The sequence below is a fragment of the Slackia heliotrinireducens DSM 20476 genome, assembly GCF_000023885.1.
GTDB lineage: Bacteria > Actinomycetota > Coriobacteriia > Coriobacteriales > Eggerthellaceae > Slackia > Slackia heliotrinireducens.
The window spans coordinates 1-19,295 of record NC_013165.1 but is presented as its reverse complement, the minus strand read 5'-3'; the positions used below and the strand labels follow the sequence as shown (position 1 = coordinate 19,295).

At 57.6% G+C, this 19,295-nt stretch carries 9 protein-coding genes and 1 tRNA gene; all 10 read right to left on the bottom strand.

The window, feature by feature from the left end:
* Window positions 1-58: 58 nt before the first annotated feature.
* Window positions 59-577, bottom strand: coding sequence for a Spy0128 family protein (locus SHEL_RS00055; protein WP_012797197.1), 519 nt, complete (start codon window positions 575-577; stop codon window positions 59-61).
* Window positions 504-7,349 (bottom strand): Spy0128 family protein, encoded by a 6,846-nt coding sequence (locus SHEL_RS00050; RefSeq protein ID WP_012797196.1) that lies wholly within the window; start codon window positions 7,347-7,349, stop codon window positions 504-506. The genes SHEL_RS00055 and SHEL_RS00050 overlap by 74 nt, the downstream gene beginning before the upstream one ends.
* A gap of 937 nt (window positions 7,350-8,286) precedes the next feature.
* Window positions 8,287-9,411: an IS256-like element ISSlgl1 family transposase gene (locus tag SHEL_RS00045; RefSeq protein WP_041422422.1), complete on the bottom strand. Its 1,125-nt coding sequence runs from the start codon at window positions 9,409-9,411 to the stop codon at window positions 8,287-8,289.
* A 400-nt stretch (window positions 9,412-9,811) separates the two neighbouring features.
* Window positions 9,812-9,888 (bottom strand) — tRNA-Arg (locus SHEL_RS00040).
* Between the two features lie 256 nt (window positions 9,889-10,144).
* Window positions 10,145-12,661, bottom strand: a complete 2,517-nt coding sequence (gene gyrA, locus SHEL_RS00035) for a DNA gyrase subunit A (RefSeq protein ID WP_012797194.1) — start codon at window positions 12,659-12,661, stop codon at window positions 10,145-10,147.
* A 15-nt stretch (window positions 12,662-12,676) separates the two neighbouring features.
* A complete protein-coding gene (gene gyrB, locus SHEL_RS00030) occupies window positions 12,677-14,623 on the bottom strand; it encodes a DNA topoisomerase (ATP-hydrolyzing) subunit B (protein WP_012797193.1) in 1,947 nt (648 codons plus the stop codon).
* A 162-nt stretch (window positions 14,624-14,785) separates the two neighbouring features.
* Window positions 14,786-15,310 carry a DciA family protein gene (locus tag SHEL_RS00025; protein WP_012797192.1) on the bottom strand — a complete coding sequence of 175 codons (525 nt, stop codon included), beginning with the start codon at window positions 15,308-15,310 and terminating at the stop codon, window positions 14,786-14,788.
* A 15-nt stretch (window positions 15,311-15,325) separates the two neighbouring features.
* A complete protein-coding gene (gene recF, locus SHEL_RS00020; RefSeq protein ID WP_012797191.1) occupies window positions 15,326-16,456 on the bottom strand; it encodes a DNA replication/repair protein RecF in 1,131 nt (376 codons plus the stop codon).
* A 1-nt stretch (window position 16,457) separates the two neighbouring features.
* Window positions 16,458-17,555, bottom strand: coding sequence for a DNA polymerase III subunit beta (gene dnaN, locus SHEL_RS00015; RefSeq protein ID WP_012797190.1), 1,098 nt, complete (start codon window positions 17,553-17,555; stop codon window positions 16,458-16,460).
* A 193-nt stretch (window positions 17,556-17,748) separates the two neighbouring features.
* Window positions 17,749-19,254 carry a chromosomal replication initiator protein DnaA gene (dnaA, locus tag SHEL_RS00010; RefSeq protein ID WP_012797189.1) on the bottom strand — a complete coding sequence of 502 codons (1,506 nt, stop codon included), beginning with the start codon at window positions 19,252-19,254 and terminating at the stop codon, window positions 17,749-17,751.
* Window positions 19,255-19,295 lie beyond the last annotated feature (41 nt).

The window sequence follows — 19,295 nt, the reverse complement described above, 5'->3', positions numbered from 1 at the left end:
TGGAAAGAAGAGGCGGCCCCAAAGGACCGCCTCTTAGGTGCGCTATGCGCTCAGCGTGTTACAGCTGGCTCTTGCGGCGGGCTGCCACGCCAATCACAGCGACGGCTGCCACAGCCAGGATGCCCAGGCCGGTGATCGGGGTGTCGTCGCCGGTCTTCGGAATCACAGGCTTCTCAGGCTCGGGTTTGGGCTTCGGATCCGGAGTCGGATCGGGCTCAGGAGCAGTGTACTTGTTGGTGAACACTGCCTTCTCGCCGTCCTCGCAGCTCGCGGTTGCGACCAGCTGGCCGCCCTCGTCCACAACCTCGACCGTAAAGGTCTTGACAGATTCGTCGTAGGTGATCGTGGAGTCGTCGCCCTTGACCTCAGCCACGGTGTAGGTGTAGGTGCCTTCGTGCTCGAAGAGCAGCATGCCGAAGTCGATGCTTCCGTCAGCGGCGTTGGTCACGGTCTTGCGCACGTTGCCCTTGTCGTCCGTCAGGGTGAAGGAGAACTCGCCGGCCTTAAGGTCGCGGCCCTCGAGCACCTTGGTGCCGTACAGGTTGATGCTGGTAGCCAGCGGCTGGTACGGATTCACGAACGCAGCGGCTTCGCCGTCGGAGTACTCGACCTCGGTGGCCCAGGGTGCCGTCGCCGTTGTCGGTCACGGTCACGGTCACATCGCAGACATGGCTGTCGTAGGTGTAACCAGTCTGGCCGTCGTTGACCTCGACGATCGTGTACTTGAAGGTACCCGTGTCGGCATCGGTCTGCTCGGCGTTCTGAGCGTAGTTGATCACGTCGAAGCTGAAGTTGCCGTCAGCATCGTTGGTGGCTTCGCTCAGCACTGCGCCCTTTTCATCCTTCAGCTGGAAGGTGAACTGGCCTTCGGCAAGCTCGGTGCCTTCGACGGTCTTGGTGCCGTTGAACTGCGCCTCACCAGATGCCTCATAGGTGTTGACGAAGGTGGTCTCACCGCTGTATTCGGGAACTGCGGTCAGGGTGCCGTCGTCGTTGTCGGTCACGGTCACGGTCACGCCGATTTCGTGCGTGTCGTAGATGTAGCCTGCAGCATCGCCTGCAACCTCACGGATGGTGTAGTTGAAGGTCTTGGTGCGCGGTTCGGCTTCGGCTTCGGCTGCGGTTTCGACAACCTCGGCCTCGGCAGCATCGGCAGCCTTAGCGTCGGTCTCCTCAGCAGCAGCCTCGCCTTCGACAGCCTCGCCTTCGACAGCTTCGCCTTCGGCAGCCTCGTCGGTTGCGGCAGCCTCAGCGTCGGTCTCTTCAGCGGCACCCTCGTCGGTTGCGGCAGCTTCGTCGGTAGCAGTCTCGTCGGTTGCTGCGACATCCTCAAGGCCAGTCACGGCGTCATCGCCGGTTGCCTGATCATCGGCAGCAGCCTCATCGGTTGCCTGATCATCGAAGATGGTCTGGTCGTAGTTCAAAGTGCTGAACTGAACCGCACCGGAAGCATTGTTCGTCACGGTCTCGATCACGTTGCCGTCAGCATCCAGCAGCTCGAAGGAGAACTGGTCAGCCTCAAGCGTACGACCGGTGAGCTTCTTGGCAGCGCTCAGATCCACATCGCCGGAAGCCTCATAGGTATTCTTGAACGTGGTGTCGCCGCTGTACGTAACGTCGGCCACGAGGCCACCCTCACGATTGTCGGTCACCGTAACGGTAGCGGTAACGGTGTTGGTATCGTAGCTGTAGCCACCCTTGCCACCGTTCTTCTCGGAGATGGTGTAGGTGTAGGTGCCGGGCTTTTCGTAAGTGATCTCGTCGAAATTGACGATGCCGTTTGCATCATTGGTCTTGGTCTGGATCACTTCGTCACCGAAGGTGAGTTCGAACTCGAAGGCGCCAGCAGTCAGCGGGGTGCCGGTGAGGTCCTTCATCACCTCGAGAGCAGCCTTGGTCGGTTCGGCGTTGTACTTGTTGGTAAAGGTGACCGGGTTCTCCTCGTTGTAGTCAGCCGTAGCAGTCAGGGTGCCATCGCCGTTGTCGACAACGGAAACCTTGACAGTGTAGTTTTCCTGCCCGTTGGTAACACCAGGGACGGTACCGGACTCGGTAACTGTGTACTGGTAGTCGCCAGGCTTTGCGAAGGAGATATCTCCGAAGCTCACGGTCTGGCCAGGGGCCACGGTGTACTCAGTGGTTTCAGGCATCGGGGCGCCGTCGGAGGCGGCAGCAATGCTGACCGTCCAGGAAGCGTTCTCCGGGCCATCCAAGCCTTCAGGAATCTCAAGAACCTTCGTTGCCGGGATTACAACCGTTGCAGGGTCGACATTGTAGGTGTTGGTGAAGGAGACGGGGTTCTCCTCGGTGGAGTCAGCCGTTGCAGTCATGGTGCCGTCGCCGTTGTCAACCACGGTCACGGTAACGGTCTTGCCGGTAGATGCGGCGGTGTCGTTGGTGACGCCTGCAACGGTGCCGGTCTCGGTCACGGTGTAGGTGTACTCGCCAGGAGCAGTGAACTCAAACGGACCGAAGGTGGCAGTGTCGTTGTCCTGGTCGACCGTGCCGGTCATGGCCTCGGCCTCGGGTGCACCCTCGCCGGCAGCAACACCGATGGTGTAAGACCACTTAGAAGGACCGTCGACGCCCTCGGGCACGGACATGATCTTCTTCACCGGGAACTCAGCGGTCGTAGGCTCCACGCTGTAGGTGTTGGTGAAGGTGACGGGGTTCTCCTCGGTGGAGTCAGCCGTTGCAGTCATGGTGCCGTCGCCGTTGTCAACAACGGTGATGGTGACAATCTTGCCAGTCGTTGCGTCGGCATCGTTGGTGATGCCAGCCACGGTACCGGTCTCGGTAACGGTGTAGGTGTAAGTGCCAGGAGCATCGAACGTAAACGGACCGAAGTTTGCGGTGTCGCTGTCCTGATCGACCGTGCCGGTCATGGTCTCGACCTCAGGTGCGCCGTCATTGGCGGCAACTGCAATGTCGTAGCTCCACTCGGCAGGACCAGTCTGTCCTTCGGGCACGCTAACAACCTTCTTCACAGGGAAGCTGGCCGTGGTGGGCTCAACCTCATATGTATTAGTGAAGAGCGTCTCAGCATCCGGGGTAGCGGTTGCGGTCAGGGTGCCGTTGCCGTTGTCAGTAACCTCGACGGTCACGGTGTACTCGGCGGTACCGTTCACGACGCCGTCAACGGTGCCGGTCTCGGTGACCTTGTAGGTATAGGTCTTGCCGGCGTCGGCCTCGGTGAAGGCAATCTTGCCAAAGGTGGTCATGGTGCCGTCGCCGTCAGCGTTCTTGATCTCGACCTTGCCGTCGGTGGCACCCTCAGGCATCGGGGCGCCATCCTGGGCTTCGAGAGTCAGGGTGTACTTGCCGGTCACGTCGGGAGCATTGTTTCCGCTTTCAACTTCAAGCTTCTTGCCAGCGAAGAGCTCGATCTCACCAGCTGCCTTGTAGGTGTTGGTGATGGTGTCATTTTCAGGGCTGTAGGTGACCTCGGTCTTCAGCGTGCCGTCGCCGTTGTCGGTGACCTTCACTGTGGCGGTCACGTCGCCGGAGCCGGTCCAACCGTTGCCGAAGCCATCCTCGGAAATGGTGTAGGTGTAGGTCTTGTTGATGTCGGCCTCGGTGTAGGTGATGTCACCGAAGGTCGCCTTGCCTGCCGCGGTCAGCTTAACGGTCTCGCCACCCTCGGCGGGCATCGGAGCGCCATCCTGGCCGGCGAGCGTCATAGTCAGGGTCTTGCCCTCGGGCCATGCAGCACCCTCGAGCTTCTTCTCGACCTCAAGGGTAGCGTTGCCAGTTGCCTTATAGGTGTTGGTGAACTTAGCATCGGTCGGGTCGTAGGTAACGTCGGCCTTCAGGGTGCCGTCTCCGTTATCGGAAACCTTGACGGTAGCCTTGACGGAAGCGGGCGCGCCAGACCAGCCGGCACCAAAGCTGTCCTCGGTGATGGTGTAGGTGTATTCCTTGTCCTTGTCAGACAGACCATACTTGATGGGGCCGAAGGTCACACTGCCAGCAGCATCAAGAGTGGCGGTGGTGTTATCGGGCATCGGAGCGCCATTGGCACCAGCGATGGTGAGCGTCAGGGTCTTGCCAGCAGGCCAGGCAGCGCCAGCAATCTCCTTGCTCACGACGATGCTCGCCTCGCCGTCGGCATCGTAGACGTTGGTGAAGGAGAGCTGCACCTGGTCGGTGGTCGGGTCCACGACCAGCTTGCCCGTGCCGTCGTCGGTCACGGTGAAGGTGAGCTCCTTGCCGGTCTCGGCAGCCGGGTCGTTGGTAACGCCGTCGACGTCGCCGGACTCGGTCACCTTATAGGTGTAGGTGCCAGGCTTGGTGAAGGTAATCTCGCCAAACTCGTAGAAGCCAGTCTTGCCCTCAAACTCGTAATCAGCGCTGTTGGTGATGCTCGTGTTCTCGGGCATCGGGGCACCCTCGGTCACAGCCTCAATCTTGAAGGTGAAGTCACCCTTGTTGTAGAGGTCGTCTTTGCCGGTGATGACCTTCTGGACAGGCGGGTCAACAGAGACGGGCTTCGGATTGTAGGTGTTGGTCACGGTGAAGGTGACACCGGTGTCGGTCTCGGTCTTCACGGGGCCAGTCTTCTTGTAGCCAGCGGGCACTGCAGTCTCGTCGGCAGAGTACTCAATTGCCTTGCCGTCCTTGTACTTGGGCAGGTTCTCCCAAGTGTAGGTCCACTCGTTGTCAGCGTTCAGCGCAACGGGGTCGCCGGAGGCGGTGCCGTCGGCGGTCAGCTGAGCGTTGATGGAGCCCGGACGGATCTTGCCGATATCATCGGAGTCGTCCCAGACCTTCACGACAGTGACCTCAGTGGTCTCAGGCGTATGGGTGTTGGTAATGGTGCCGTGGTCCTTCGCAGGGCTGCCAGTGGTGGTGTAACCATCGATGGCAGATTCGGTCACTGTGTACTCGACCTCTTCACCATTGTTGAAGCGCGGCAGGCCAGTGTAGGTGATGGTGTAGGTGTCATCATCGTTATCGACAACGGTCGGCTCGGCGCCTTCAACTGAGGGCGAAAGCTTCAGCTTGGCCTTGAGTTCATCGGCGCTCAGGCGCTTGCCGTCCTGGTCATGGTTGTCGGCCCAAACCTTGGTGATCTCGAGGTTGGTGAGGGCGTAGTCGTTGGTGTAGGTGACGGTATAGCTCGTCTTGGTGTTCTGGATGGTGCCCGTGGAGGTCTGGCCTGCCGAGAAGGTGGTATCAGTCCCTTGGGTCAGTTCGGCCTTGTTGAAGGCGAAGCCGTCGGCAAGAGTGCCCTCCGCGAAGGTGTACGTGGTGCCGGAAGGCAGGTTGGTGAAGCGGAGGTTCCAATTGGCCTTCATCTGGACGGAGATAGCAGTGCCGCTGGGGGCATAGTAGTAGCCGTTGGCACTAGGACCAACAACGCCCGAGCCGGAGACAGTGGCGTCCGTAACGGTGGCGCCAGCCTTGGTGTCGTAGATCGAGAACCAAACCCAGTAGTCGGAGTTGTGGTCGGGGTCGTCCGTGGGCTCGGTCGCGGGAGCCTTGGAGTTGTTGACCGTCAGCGTGAACGGGAACGTGGCGTCTGCAGGGGCGTCCTCGCCGGTAACAACCTTAGTCAGGTTCAGGTTGGAACGACGGTGGTTGGTGGCCGTCAGGCCGGCAGCTGCATTGTCCACGTAGTAGGTGGCGTTATTGAACTCGTAAGTTGTTGCACCGGAAGGAGCGGGGTGTGTACCGTCAACCTTTACGAGCATGGTCAGCGTGCCATTGATAAGCATCGGGTGCACGGTCGGAGAATCGAGCTCCCAGTGATACTGCTCGTCGCCAAGCTCGGCAAAATTGAAGTCATGGCCCTCGGCGCCACTCAGCACCTTGCCGTTCTTGATGATGCCGGGAGAGATGAAGGAGCTCGTGGCCCAACCGTTGTCGTCGGAAATCGTGGCGGTGTGGAACTCCGTGGTCCCGTCCATCATGACGGTGATGTCGAGCTCATCAACATCGGGGGTGCCACCCTCCCACTCTTTGTTCACCGGCAGAGTGGAGGAGTCGGTGCGAACGGGATCGGGATTATCGTAAGTAACCGCCTTTTCGTCATCGTCGGTACGAGTGTCGTCCCAATCAAGCGTCGCGGTGGTATTGGTGCGAAGCGAATAAGTGCCGTTTCCGTTATCAACAATGTATTTCTGGACCTCAGGGTCAAGTTTGGAGTATTGAAGGTCGCCATTCTTCAGCCTGGCGATAGTGTCATAAGTGTACTGGCTGGGATAGCAGTCGAAGGTGACGGTGTACTTCACGCCGTCGTCGAGGACACCAACCGAGGAGAGGTCCCACTCGACCGCGCCGTTCACGAACTCTGCCTCAGGGGCATCCGCCCACTCGACGCCGTCCTTGTAGTACTGGAAGGAGGAGGTGTCGACCTCGAGCAGCTCGGCAACACCTGAGGAGGTGGCCACCTGGTTAGTGGTGCCGTCCTCAATCTCGACGGAGCCGATGCCCGCCTTCTCGATCTGGGCGAGAATCGCAGCCAGAGCATTCTGGAGATCGGTCGTGTTCGCAGCGGAGAAGTAGTTGCCCGCAGGCGCGCCGGCATCTGTGGTCAGACTCCGCATGCGGTCAACGTTGCCGTAGGCACCGATAGTGTAGAAGTGGTCTGCGCCAACGCTCGTTGCGAGTGACTCTGCATCATCGACAGCATGCTCGTAGCAACGCGCGATGGTCGTGGCCGCCGCAATGCCCGCTACCGTCTGCGAATCGCTACCATTACCATAGACACCCCATGTATTGTAGTAATAATTATCCATGGGGTTATAGTTGCCGCGCGTGTTGCGGAACGTAGGGTTGCCGTCGGAGACGAAGATCACGTAGGTGGGATCGTCGTCGTTGAAGTTGATTCCCGCAGCGTCCTGGAGGGCGTCCTCCCAGTTGGTGCCGCCGTCGGCGTCCAATCTGTTCACAGCACCGGAGAACGTGTTGTAGCTATTTGTCGGACCTTGGACAACACTGCCAGTCGTGGAGAAGCCCACGAGCGCCATTTGAACCAGGTCCGGGAACTCTGTTGTATTGTATGCGTAGAGCGACCTCGCGAGGTTGTTAACCGCGTTTTGTGCGGCAGCCATACGCGTTTGAGATCCGTATCCGCCAGTCCTCGTATCCATGGATCCCGAGTTATCCAGAATCACGATGACATTGACGGGGTTCGGCTTCCTCTCCGATTCGCCCACCACATCAAGAGAGATGGTGTACGTGCCATCGTGATTGTCTGTAAGATTCTTCGTGTGCGGAGGCGTAGTACCCGCAGCACCGAAAGCTGTGAAAGCTGTGACGCCCAAAGTGGCGACCGCAAGCGCAATCATTGCTGTGATCGCAGCTGCTTTCTTCTTCAGCTTTAATTTGGATAGCAACCCTACCATTGCTTCCTCCTTAATTTCCGTTTCTTATCAACTATCTCAACGCTCAGCTCAAGGTGTCGACGACTCTGCTGCGTTTGATTTCTAATTGTGCCGTCGAACTGAAGTACCCTTGCGCTGCCGTAGTGTTTGCAGCATCAGTCGTGCCTAATGGCTTCGTCCTAGGAGGAATTCGCCTCCAATCCAGGACTCCACCGAAGGGGCGGCCGTTCGAAGCCTGGCGGATATTTGAGCTTTCGGGATGCGTACCTGAAAGAGGTTTGGTCGGAGCATGGCGAAGGAGAGCTACTGCCAAACCGGCAGTACCCCTTCTTCAGCATGTCCCTACCCAGCGACATCCGCTATCTCCCTTACACCCACAGACTTCCCGTCGTCTCCTACAGGTGCTTGAATTAAGGCATGGTAATTTCAGCCTATACACCTATAGTAGTCTATATATATTCGCAGATAGTTTTTTATTTATCAAGTATTTTGTATGTATTGCGTTGGTATAAAACCATACCCATGTATTTAATTTCACTGAGCTGAACTGGCATTATCCATTATTGCTGGTGGTTATAGATATTAGAAAATACGACTAACCCATTGGCATCTAAACAATTTTTTCACGTTTGTTGACGATTAGTGGTCGATTTATCTATACAACGAATAATCAGTCGAATAAAGCGGAAGCCCGAACGGCTCATATCGGGTTCTTTTCGCGTGATATGCCGTGGTGACGAGACTCCGCTCTTGTTGGGAAAGAGTAAGGAATGCTGATGGCTCACCGCAGGCCCATTCGCACCTAGATGAAACCATATGCGCAGCAAAAGACACTTGCTCCCACAGTGAAATCAAACATATGTGTCTAGGATTTTCAGCCCTACTATATATAGATAAGAAAATCGGGATATGGAAGGCGGGAATGGATGGTTATAGGCCAAAACGTGTTGATGGATGATCAATCCCAATCGATGCGCCAAGGCGTCGAGTGGTGTAATTCGGCCCACACCAGTCCGTCGCCCCACTCAACCGGGCCGTCCCGCTTCTGCGGCTCGTAAACAATCCTCCTGCAGAGGGCGGCAATGTCCTCGTCGGTCGGCATCGCGGCCAGAATCTCCGCCGCCGGGAGGGGGTTATCCGAGTGCATGCAGCACCACCAGAACACCGCCTTGACGCGGCGCAGGGTGCTCATGCCGCGGTGCAGCCTCAGCATGTCGCGCAGAGGGGCGTTGACGCCTCCCTCGTGCCTGTTGTTGGTGCTCGGCACGGGGCCCTCCGCAGTCAACTCCGGGTCGAGGAACGTGAAGAGGCGGCCGCGCCTGATCAGCGCGTTCAGGCCGTTCCTGGCGGTGACGAGGCGCTCGTGCGTCCAATCCCGCTTGCCCGTCTCCTCGTTCGGGGTCCTCTCCGCCAGGAAGTCCTCCCAGCGCTCGCACCAGTCGTTGGACGCCTGCAGCCACGCGGTCGCCGCCGAGGGCGTCTTGGCGTGCAGCAGCTCCTTCGCAAGCCCGTAGAGCTCGACGCCGGCCTGCAGCTTCGGCCTCGTCGTGGTCTGCTTCTTGACCTGGCTGAAGGCGTGGAACACGCATCGCTGCACCCTGGTTTCGGGCCATACCTTCTTGCGGGCCTTCCCGAACCCGCTGCCGCCGTCGGTCACGACGCCGTCCGGTGGCGGGATCGGCGACATGAGCGCGGCCCACGCCCTGGAGTTCTCGGATCTCGCCAGGTACCAGCCGATGACGTGCTCCTCGGTGCTGGCGATGAGGACGTGGACGCCCTTCGCGATGTGCAGGCCGTCGACGAACACCGCGCGGTGCACCTCGCCGGTCTGCTGGGGTATCGGCCAGACTTCCCAGAGCTTCGCGCACTTGCGCCTGAACGTGCGGGCGCTCCACCTCGTCTCGTCCTGGGTCCTGGATGAGAACAGCCAGCCCAGGAAGGTCTTGAGCAGCTTTGCGTCGTTGTCGATCCTGTGCGTCGCGGTCGCCCTGCAGGACTTGCAAAGCCATCGCTGCGTCCCCGCAGCAGTCCTGCCGTTCCGTACCATCTTGCCCCCGCACACGGGGCATTTGACATTATTCATGCCCAGAATTGAAGCATAGGGAACTTTCAGGGCGTTTTTACGCGGTTTGAACTGGGCTTACCCTCTAAACCATCAACACGTTTTGGCCGACTGTAAAGTTGGGGGCCATGAACTTTCGGGTTCATTTTAGGGTATGTGAACTGGGATGATACGTGAAATCATCAACACGTTTTGGCCTATAACCCGGAATGGAGTCGTTCCGCAAACTTCAGAATCGGATGCGGCGCAAGGGGACCGCGGCGCTCGAACTGCCGAAGCGCCCTGACGCATACTCTTGCCGTCAAACCGTGAAGGCTGCCTTCGGAAGATCCCGTGCAAACAAAAAGGGCCAGCAGGAACATATCCGGCTGGCCCATCTCAAGGCATAAAAAAAGACGCTGACGCGTCTGGGCTGTTAAAGTGGTGCGCCGTGGGGGATTCGAACCCTCGACGTTCTGATTCGTAGTCAGACCCTCTATCCAGCTGAGGTAACGGCGCACGTCAAAAGCAGCTCATTCATAATACCCATGCCCCCACCAAGTGTCAAACGTTTTTTGAAAATATTTCCGGTTGCTGCAAATTTCTAACAAATGCAGCTTGAATCCAACGTTTGAACTGGTATTTCAGGAATACGCATCAAACGCCCAAACATGCAGGAAACATGAAGGGGATGCATTGTGGCAGGTCAAGAGCCTATATCGCCGCATCCCCGGCTCAGATAGAAAGAAGGCAGCCGCATTGGCTGCCTTCCTAGTTAATCTTCCAGATCGGCTTCGGAGACTTCCATGTCTCCGCTGTCCTTGGGACGCTTCTTGCGTTTGCCGTCCGGCGCGATGGCCACGGCGGACACACGGTCCTTGCCGTCGACATTCATCACCTTCACGCCCTGGGTCGCGCGGCCCAGCTGGCTGATGTCGGAAACGCTCGTCCGCATGACGACGCCCTCTTCGGAAATGATCATGAGCGCATCTTCGGAAGTCACGACCTTCATGGCTGCAAGCTGGCCCTTCTTGGCGGTCATCGTGATGGTGAACACGCCCTGGCCGCCGCGGTGGTGCAGCGGATACTCCTCAACGGGGGTACGTTTGCCGTAGCCGCGTTCGGTAATCACGAAGATTTCCTTGCCGGGGCTGGCGATTTCCAGGCCGAGCACATGCACGCCGTCGGGCACGGTCATGCCGCGGACACCCATAGTGTCACGGCCCATGGCGCGGACTTCGCTTTCATCCCAAGAGATGGCCTTGCCGGCGCTGGATACCATGGCGACCTTCTCACCAGGCTTTACGCGCTTGACGGCAATCAACTCGTCGCCTTCGCGCAGATTGATGGCAATCAGGCCGTCCTGACGGGTGCGGTCATACAGCGACATGGCGGTCTTTTTGACCATACCCTCCTTGGTGCCGAACATCAGGAACTCGTCCTCGGGGAACTCCTTGGTGGCGATGGCGGCCACGATGGATTCCCCTTTGTCCAGCTTGAGCAGATTCACCACGGCGGTACCGCGTGCATGGCGGCCGGCCTCGGGGATTTCGAACACCTTCTTGCGGTACACCTTGCCTGCCGAACTGAAGAACAGCATGTAGTTATGGGTGGACGCAATAAAGAGATGCTCGACGAAGTCGTTCTCTTTCAGGTTCACGCCCTGCATGCCCTTGCCGCCGCGTTTTTGCTGGCGGTAGGTGGTCACGGGCAGACGCTTGATGTAGCCGGCGTTGGTCATGGTAACGACCATTTCCTCGTCGGCGATCAGATCTTCGACGTCGATGTCCTTCGCGGGACCGGCGATGCGGGTGCGGCGCGGCGTGTTGAAACGGCCCTTGATCTCCTGCAGCTCTTCCTTAATGACCTGACGCATGAGATGCTCGTCGGCCAGAATTCGCTTGTAGTAGGCGATCTTCTCTTTCAGCTCGGCCAATTCCTCCTGGAGCTTCTCGCGCTCCAAGCCAGTCAGGCGGCGCAGCTGCATCTGCAGGATGGCGGTGCACTGGGCTTCCGACAGCCCGAAGCGCTCGGACAGTTTGTCGGATGCTTCTTTATCGGTGCGGCTGCCGCGGATGATGGCAATGACCTCGTCGATGTGGTCGAGCGCGATCAGCAAGCCTTCGACGATATGGGCGCGGGCCTCGGCTTTTTCCAAGTCGAACTGGGTGCGCCTGCGGATAACGTCTTCCTGATGCAAGATGTAGTAGTGCAGGATCTCGCGAAGGGAAAGGGTGCGGGGCACGCCGTCCACCAGGGCGATCATGATGACGCCCCAGCCCACCTGCAGCTGCGTGTGCTTGAACAGCTTGTTCAGCACGACCTGAGGAATGGCGTTCTGCTTCAGCTCGATGATGATGTCCACCGGGCTGTTGCGGTCGGCGCCGTCGTGCACGTTTGAAATCTCGGGCAGCTTCTTGTCGCGGACCAGCTCGCCGATCTTCTGCATGAGGTTGGAACGGTTCACCTGATACGGAATCTCGGTAATGATGATGCTGGTCTTGCCGTTCTTGCCTTCTTTAATCTTGTAGGAAGACTGGATGGTCAAGCTGCCGCGGCCGGTTTCGTACGCGCTGATAATGCCCTCGCGACCGCGGATCACGCCGCCCGTGGGGAAGTCGGGGCCAGGCATGACCTCCATGAGCTCTTCGGTGGTCACGTCGGGGTTGTCGAGCATCAAGCACGTAGCGTCGATGGCTTCGCCCAGGTTGTGGGGCGGAATGTTGGTAGCCATGCCGACGGCGATGCCGTTCGAGCCGTTGACCAGCAGGTTCGGGAAACGGGCCGGAAGAACGGAAGGTTCCTGCAGGCTTTCGTCGTAGTTGGGAACCCAATCGACGGTTTCCTTACCCAGGTCGGCCAAAAGCTCCATGGCCGGCTTGGCCAGACGGGCCTCAGTGTAACGCATGGCTGCAGCGGAGTCGCCGTCGATGGAACCGAAGTTGCCGTGGCCGTCAACCAGAGGAACGCGCATGTTGAAGTCCTGCGCCAGACGCACCATGGCGTCGTACACCGCGGAGTCGCCGTGCGGGTGGTACTTACCAATGACGTCGCCGACGGTACGGGCAGACTTGCTATGAGGCTTGTTCGGCGTGATGCCGGAGTCGTACATGGCGTACAGGATGCGGCGGTGAACAGGCTTCAAGCCGTCGCGGACGTCAGGCAGCGCGCGGGAGACGATAACGCTCATCGAATACTCGAGGAACGAGGTGCGCATCTCGCGGCCGAGTTCGGCGGTCTGAACACCGGTGTTGCCGGAATCCGCCGCCTCTAGAATCTCTTTATCAGACACGTGATAGCTCCTTCGTTAAATGTCCAGGAAGCGAACGTCGAGCGCGTTCTTCTGGATGAATTCCTTACGGGGTTCCACATCGTCGCCCATCAGGTCGGACACTGCGCGCTCGGCAGCGGCGGCGTCCTCGATGCTCACCTGGATGAGGGTGCGGGTTTCGGGCTCCATGGTGGTTTCCCACAGCTGCTCGGGGTCCATCTCGCCCAGACCCTTGTAGCGCTGGATGTCATACTTGTCCGGATCCTCGAGCTGGGCCATGATCTGGTCTTTTGCCTCATCGTTGTAGATGTATTTAAGGATCTTGCCGGATGCGGAGTTCTTCTTTTTCAGGCCGTACAACGGCGGCTGCGCGATGTAGATGTAGCCGCGGTTGATCAGGTCGGGCATGTAACGGTAGAAGAACGTGAGCAGCAGGCAGCGGATATGCGCGCCGTCGACGTCAGCATCGGTCATGATGATGATGCGATGGTAGCGGGCGTTGTCGCCGTTGTAATCGTCGCCGATGTTCGTACCGATGGCCGTGATCAGGCTGGAAATGGTGTCGCTCGACAGGGCGCGGTGCAAACCGGCGCGCTCCACGTTCAGGATCTTGCCGCGCAGGGGCAGGATTGCCTGGTATTTGCGGTCGCGAGCCTGCTTGGCGGAGCCGCCTGCCGAGTCACCCTCGACGATGAACATTTCGGACAGGGCCGGTTCGCGGCTGGAGCAGTCGGCCAGCTTGCCAGGCATGCTGAAGCTGTCGAGAACACCCTTGCGGCGGGTCATTTCGCGGGCCTTGCGGGCTGCTTCGCGGGCCTTCAAGGCCTGGGAAGCCTTGCCGACGATGCGCTTGGCGGGCGTCGGGTTCTCTTCCAGATATTCGGACAAGCCCTTGGTGACGGCGCCCTGCACCAGGCCGCGGATTTCTACGTTGCCTAGCTTGGTCTTCGTCTGGCCCTCGAACTGGGGGTCATGCAGCTTGACGGAGATGATGGCGGCCAGGCCTTCACGGGCGTCGTCGCCGGTCAGGTTCTTATCCTTCTCCTTGAGCAGGCCCTTCGAGCGCGCGTAATCGTTAATGGTACGGGTCAGCGCGTTCTTGAAACCGTCCAGATGGGTGCCGCCCTCATGGGTGTTGATGTTGTTGGCGAAGGCCATAATGCCGTTAGTGCCGTAGCTCGTGGACCACTGCATGACGACTTCCACCGTACCGTCGGCGTTTTCCGCCTCGAAGTAGATGGGCTTGTTGAGAGTTTCCTTACCCTGGTTCAAATATTTGACGAAGTCGACGATGCCGCCGTCGTACTTGAAGGTCTCATGCTTGAAGTTGCCCTCTTCGTCCTGCTGGCGCTCGTCGGTGAGCTCGATGCGCAGACCTTTGTTCAGGAATGCCATCTCGCGGAAGCGCTCCTGCAGGGTTTCGTAGTCGTAGACCAGCGTGTCCGTGAAGATTTCCGGGTCGGGCCAGAAGGTGACCGTGGTGCCGGTGGTCTTCGACGTGCCGATCTGATGCAGCTTCTCGACGGTCTTGCCGCGGGAGAAGGCGATGCCGTATTTCTTGCCGTCGCGGCAGACTTCGACCTCCAAGCGCGTGGACAGGGCGTTCACGCAGGAGACGCCGACGCCGTGCAGGCCGCCGGAAACCTTATAGCCCTCGCCGCCGAACTTGCCGCCGGCATGCAGGATGGTCAAAACAACCTCGACCGTAGGAATCTTCTCTTTGGGATGCTTCTCCACGGGGATGCCGCGGCCGTTGTCGATGACCGTAATGGAGTTGTCTTCGTGAATGATGACGTCGATTTTCGTGCAGTATCCGGCCAAAGCCTCGTCAACGGCGTTGTCGACAACCTCGTAAACGAGGTGGTGCAGGCCGCGCGTGCCGGTTGAGCCGATGTACATGCCAGGACGCTTACGTACCGCTTCGAGCCCTTCGAGGACTTGAATGTCGCCGGCGTCGTAATGGCTCGATTGCTTCTCTGCCACTAACTTGCTCCTTTGACTCTACGTGTGTTGTGGTTTGCTAAAGAGATAGGTATGGAAATATAGCCGCCTCTGTAGTCGGTACATTCTATCATAAAATAAGGTTTAATAACGACTCTGAAAATAGCGGCATAAAGCCTACAGACGCGATTTAAGGCCGTATTTTTAGTTGTTTTGATTCCTGATTCCGTTTTTGAGTTCTAAATCGGAAATCATGGCCTTAATCAAAGCTTGTCTGAGCCTTGCGTTTTCTATAACCGAAGCTTGTTTTTCTATTGCTTTGATCTGAGTTTCATCCAAGGGAATCGGTTCCACGTCGGCGGTGGGAAGCTCGGGTTTCTCTTCTATAAAAGGATGGTTGTTCTTATAAGGACCGCGGGAAATTATGATGCGGAACTCATCCACCACTTCATGGTATTTGCCCGCCAGTTCCATCTTTATCAGCTCGCGGCGGGCATTGAGTTCTGCGGCGAAGATACTGGAATCCACGTATACGACCAGGACTTTTTCGTTTTCCTCCTGGATGATGTAAACGGCATTGGTATGCTCCAGGAACACCGGCTCCACCAAACCGCGCCACATCTCCTTCACCTGGGCTGCGCGGGCAGCCTTGCGGGCGGCCTCGCTGGACCCAATGAGGTCGCGCATAGTGGTTCCCATGGTTTGACTGAACGGTTGCAACCTTGCCATTTCCTCACCTGAACCTTATTTATTCCTGAGTTCAAGCATATTCACCACGCTGGCTTCGTCAACCACTTCGCTTTCGAATGTGCCGATATCCGTAGTGGTGATGAAGGTTTGGATATCACGATGCAGAAGCTCGACCAACGCCCCGCGGCGCGCGGCGTCCAATTCGCTGGCCACATCGTCCAGCAGCAGAACGGGTTTCTGGCCGAGGATCTCTTCAATCAGACCCACTTCGGCAATCTTCCATGCCAGGGAAATAGACCGCTGCTGGCCCTGCGAGCCGTACAAAGACGCGTTGCGCCCGTTCAGATAGAACATGATCTTATCCGCATGGGGGCCGACAAGCCCTCTGCCCCGTTCGTACTCTTCGACGGCACGCTGGTGCAGCGCCTCTTCAAGACGGGTTGAAATCTCCTGTTTACCCAGGTCGAATGGGACGTCCTCGATAACATCCTTCGATACTTCCATCGGATGCCACGATGGGATGTAGCGCATCTCAAGACGTTCGCCACCTGCGGAAATGGTTGCATATACCTCCGCCATGCGGGCCGCGATGTTTTTAAACAACGCAACTCTATATAGATAAAGCTGCGTGGCCGTCGGCACGATCAGATCGTTGACACTTTCGATGTAAGGTCCCGTCACCCCGTCCTTGAGCAGGGCGTTCTTATGTTTCATCAGTTTAAGGTAGTCCCGCTTCAGGATGCGGTGGTTTTTGGACAGCTGGCATCCCACCGCATCCAGCTCGTCGCGGCGATAGGACTGCGAGCCTTTCAGGAGCAGCATGTCGTCAGGCGAGAACACGACGGAAGGCAGCGTGGTCTGAACGTCCTGTCCCGAATGTTTCTTGCCGTTGATGCTATAGGTTTTCCCGGTCGGACCGATGGCAAGGCCTATTTCCAGGTCGCGAACATCCGACACCATATGGGCCTTCAGCAAAGAATTTTCCGCATCCCACCTGATCAGCTCCTGGGTGTGAGCATGACGAAACGACGGCGTGGCCGTCAGCAGCTGGATTGCCTCCAGCACGTTTGTCTTCCCTATTCCGTTCGGACCGATGAAAATAGTCAGCGGCCCAATGCCATCCAGACGGAACGTCTCGTAATTGCGAAAGTCCCGCAGCTGGAACGACTCGATCCGGATGTCCATACTAAGCCAGGCGGACAGGCATCAGCAGATACAGGAAGTCTTCCCCCTCGCCGGACCTGAACACGCCGGGTTTCATGGAGCCCTGCGTCTCGAAGAACACGTGGTCCGTGGAAATGGAGGACAGACCGTCGATGATATACTGATGGTTCAGGGCTATTTCCACGTTTTCGCCGTTGACCTCGCAGGAAACGACCTCGGATGCGGTGCCGATTTCCTGGGAGTTGGTGGAAAGCACCGTATTCTTGGTAGCTTCGTTGATGTCGAACTTGATCGGCGACGCAGCGGAGCTCATCAGGCCCACACGCTTGACGGCAGTGATCAGCGCCGAGGTGGTGTAACAGGTCTTGGTGGTATAGGAGCCCGCGATCAGCTTCTCGTAAGCGGGATATTTGCCCTCAATGCGGCGGTTCACCATCACGGTGTCGCCGAAGCGGAACATGACCTGATTGGCGCTCAGGCAGATGTCGATGGTCTCCTGCACCTCAGGCAACGACGCCACTTCGAGTACGAATGAACTGGTCACAAGGGCTTCGAATTCCTCGCCGGCGGAGTCGAATTTCAGGTTGCACACAGCCAAACGATAGGAATCGGTAGCCACGATGGACATGCCTTCGGGCGTGGTGCGCAGCAGAACGCCCGTCAGCACGGCGCGGGACTGATCCTTGGACGCGGCTTTGGCCACCTTCTTGACGGCGCTGCTGAACTGCTTGAACGGAACGGTAATCTGATTGTCGATGTTCACCTCGGGGAAGCTGGGGAAGTCATCGGGAATCAGGGTGTGCAGCGTGAAGGACGTCTTGTCGCAGGAGACGGTGGCTTCCGAATCGTCCACGTCCACAGTGATGGCTGCATCGGGAAGGTTCTTGACGATGTCGGACAGCAGCTTCTGAGGAATGACGCACATGCCTTCGTCTTCAACCAACGCGGCTACGACGCAGCGAATGGAACGGTCCAAGTCCGTGGTTTCGAGAACGAGCGACGCCGAGCGTGCGGTAATCTTCACGCCTGCCAGAACCGGCAGCGTGGAACGACTGGAGGCCCCCTTGGCTACAACATTAAGCGCATTGAGGAATTCCGACTTGTTGATGCTGAACTTCAAGCTAATCCCTTCCCCTTCTAATAATTAATATGAATAGTAGTAGTAATAAGCACGGTGTATACGGTGGAAAACCATTGCCGCACCTGATGGATGCCGAAAAACACCGGTGGAATCTCCATTGGAAACAGTAAGGCGCTTTCCACAGCTTTTATTGAAAAGATTATCAATCCCCAATGCTGCCACCGCTTTTCCGCTAGCTTTCCCTAATCATCTTGGTGATGATTTCGATCTCTTCCTGCATCTCGCGGCTCGACCTCATGCGGTCCTCGATGAGCTTGACGGAGTGCATGATGGTGGAATGGTCGCGCTGTCCGAACTTCTTGCCGATGGCGGCGTAAGGGATGTCAAGCATATTGCGGCAGAGATAAATTGCCACCTGACGTGCGAAAACGATGTTTCTAGACCGTTTAACGCCTATCAGTTCGGCATGGGTCACCTTGTAGTACTGCTCCACTTCGTGTTGAATCATGCCGATGTTCAAACGCTTTGTGATGCCAGATGAGAAATGGTCTTCGAGCAGGGTTTTCACCTCGGACAAGGTTATTTCGCCCGAATCCGAATAGCGGATCTGGAAGATGACTTTGGTTACGGCGCTCTTCAGCTCGCGTACGTTGGAGCTGGAAATTTCCGCGATGTAGATTTGGATGTCGTCGGGGATGTTAAGCGGGCCGCTTTCCGAAGTGGCTTCATACTCGTTGATGAAGTTTTTGATGATGCCCAGCTTCACTTCCAGTTCGGGTGGATCGACGTTGACCGTGGCGCCTTGGTTGAAGCGGCTCTTGTAACGCTCGTCGATGTCGATCATCTTCGGGGCGCGGTCGGCGGACAGCACCACCTGCTTGCCGGCATCAACCAGGTGGTTGAACAGCTGGAACACAATATCCAGCGTGGCGGATTTACCTTGGAAGAACTGAACGTCGTCGATCAGAAGCATGTCCGCGTCCAAAAAACGGTTCTGGAAGTTCTGGAAGCTCTTCCTGTCGCGCTCGTGGGCGGTAACCGCCGAGGTGTACTCGGCCAGAAACTCCGAGGAGTCGATGTACACGACGTCCATAGTGGGATTGGTTTCCATCACATAATTCTGAATAGCGCGCAGCAAATGCGTTTTGCCCAGACCAGACTTACCGTAGATGAACAGCGGATTTGTATTGGGCTGACCTGGGGCTTCGGCAACAGCTACCGCCAACGAGTAAGCCAACATGTTAGAGTTGCCCGTGACGAAACTTTCGAAAGTCAGCGACGAGGCCAAGGTTGCGGCCTTGCTTCGCGCGATTTCCTCTTCCATCATGGCTTCGCTTCCCTCACCCGTCAGACACGAGGGTTGGGGCTCGGTTTCCGTAACCAGCTGGGTGGAAATGGGCTGTCCTGGGAACAAGCCGACATCCTGTTGGGGTTCGAAGACTGGTTGCTGCACCACGACGGGCTGCGGAGCCGGTTCAGTTTCGTCCACTTCGATTTCCACCATGAAGTCGATGCCGGTGGTGTCCTTCAACGCCTGGATGATATGGGTCAGATAACGTTTTTCCACCTGCATCTTGAAGAATGCGGTATCGGCAGTCAGCACGAGGAACCCCTCGGAAATCGCTTGGGGGTGCAGCCTGCTGAAATACGCATCTACCTGATGCGGATTCACATCGCCGTATGTCTTTATTTGGTTACAGACGCTGTTCCACGTTGCGTAGAGGTCGGTAATATCCATCTTCGGTTTCCATATCTATCCACACTGTATGAAGTGAAAAA

What these genes read in the sequence shown, in the direction of transcription:
- SHEL_RS00050 (WP_012797196.1), bottom strand. Translation starts at nt 7,349, where the DNA reads ATGGTAGGGTTGCTATCCAAATTAAAGCTGAAGAAGAAAGCAGCTGCG.
- SHEL_RS00045 (WP_041422422.1), bottom strand. Translation starts at nt 9,411, where the DNA reads ATGAATAATGTCAAATGCCCCGTGTGCGGGGGCAAGATGGTACGGAAC.
- SHEL_RS00025 (WP_012797192.1), bottom strand. Translation starts at nt 15,310, where the DNA reads ATGGCAAGGTTGCAACCGTTCAGTCAAACCATGGGAACCACTATGCGC.
- recF (WP_012797191.1), bottom strand. Translation starts at nt 16,456, where the DNA reads ATGGACATCCGGATCGAGTCGTTCCAGCTGCGGGACTTTCGCAATTAC.
- dnaA (WP_012797189.1), bottom strand. Translation starts at nt 19,254, where the DNA reads ATGGATATTACCGACCTCTACGCAACGTGGAACAGCGTCTGTAACCAA.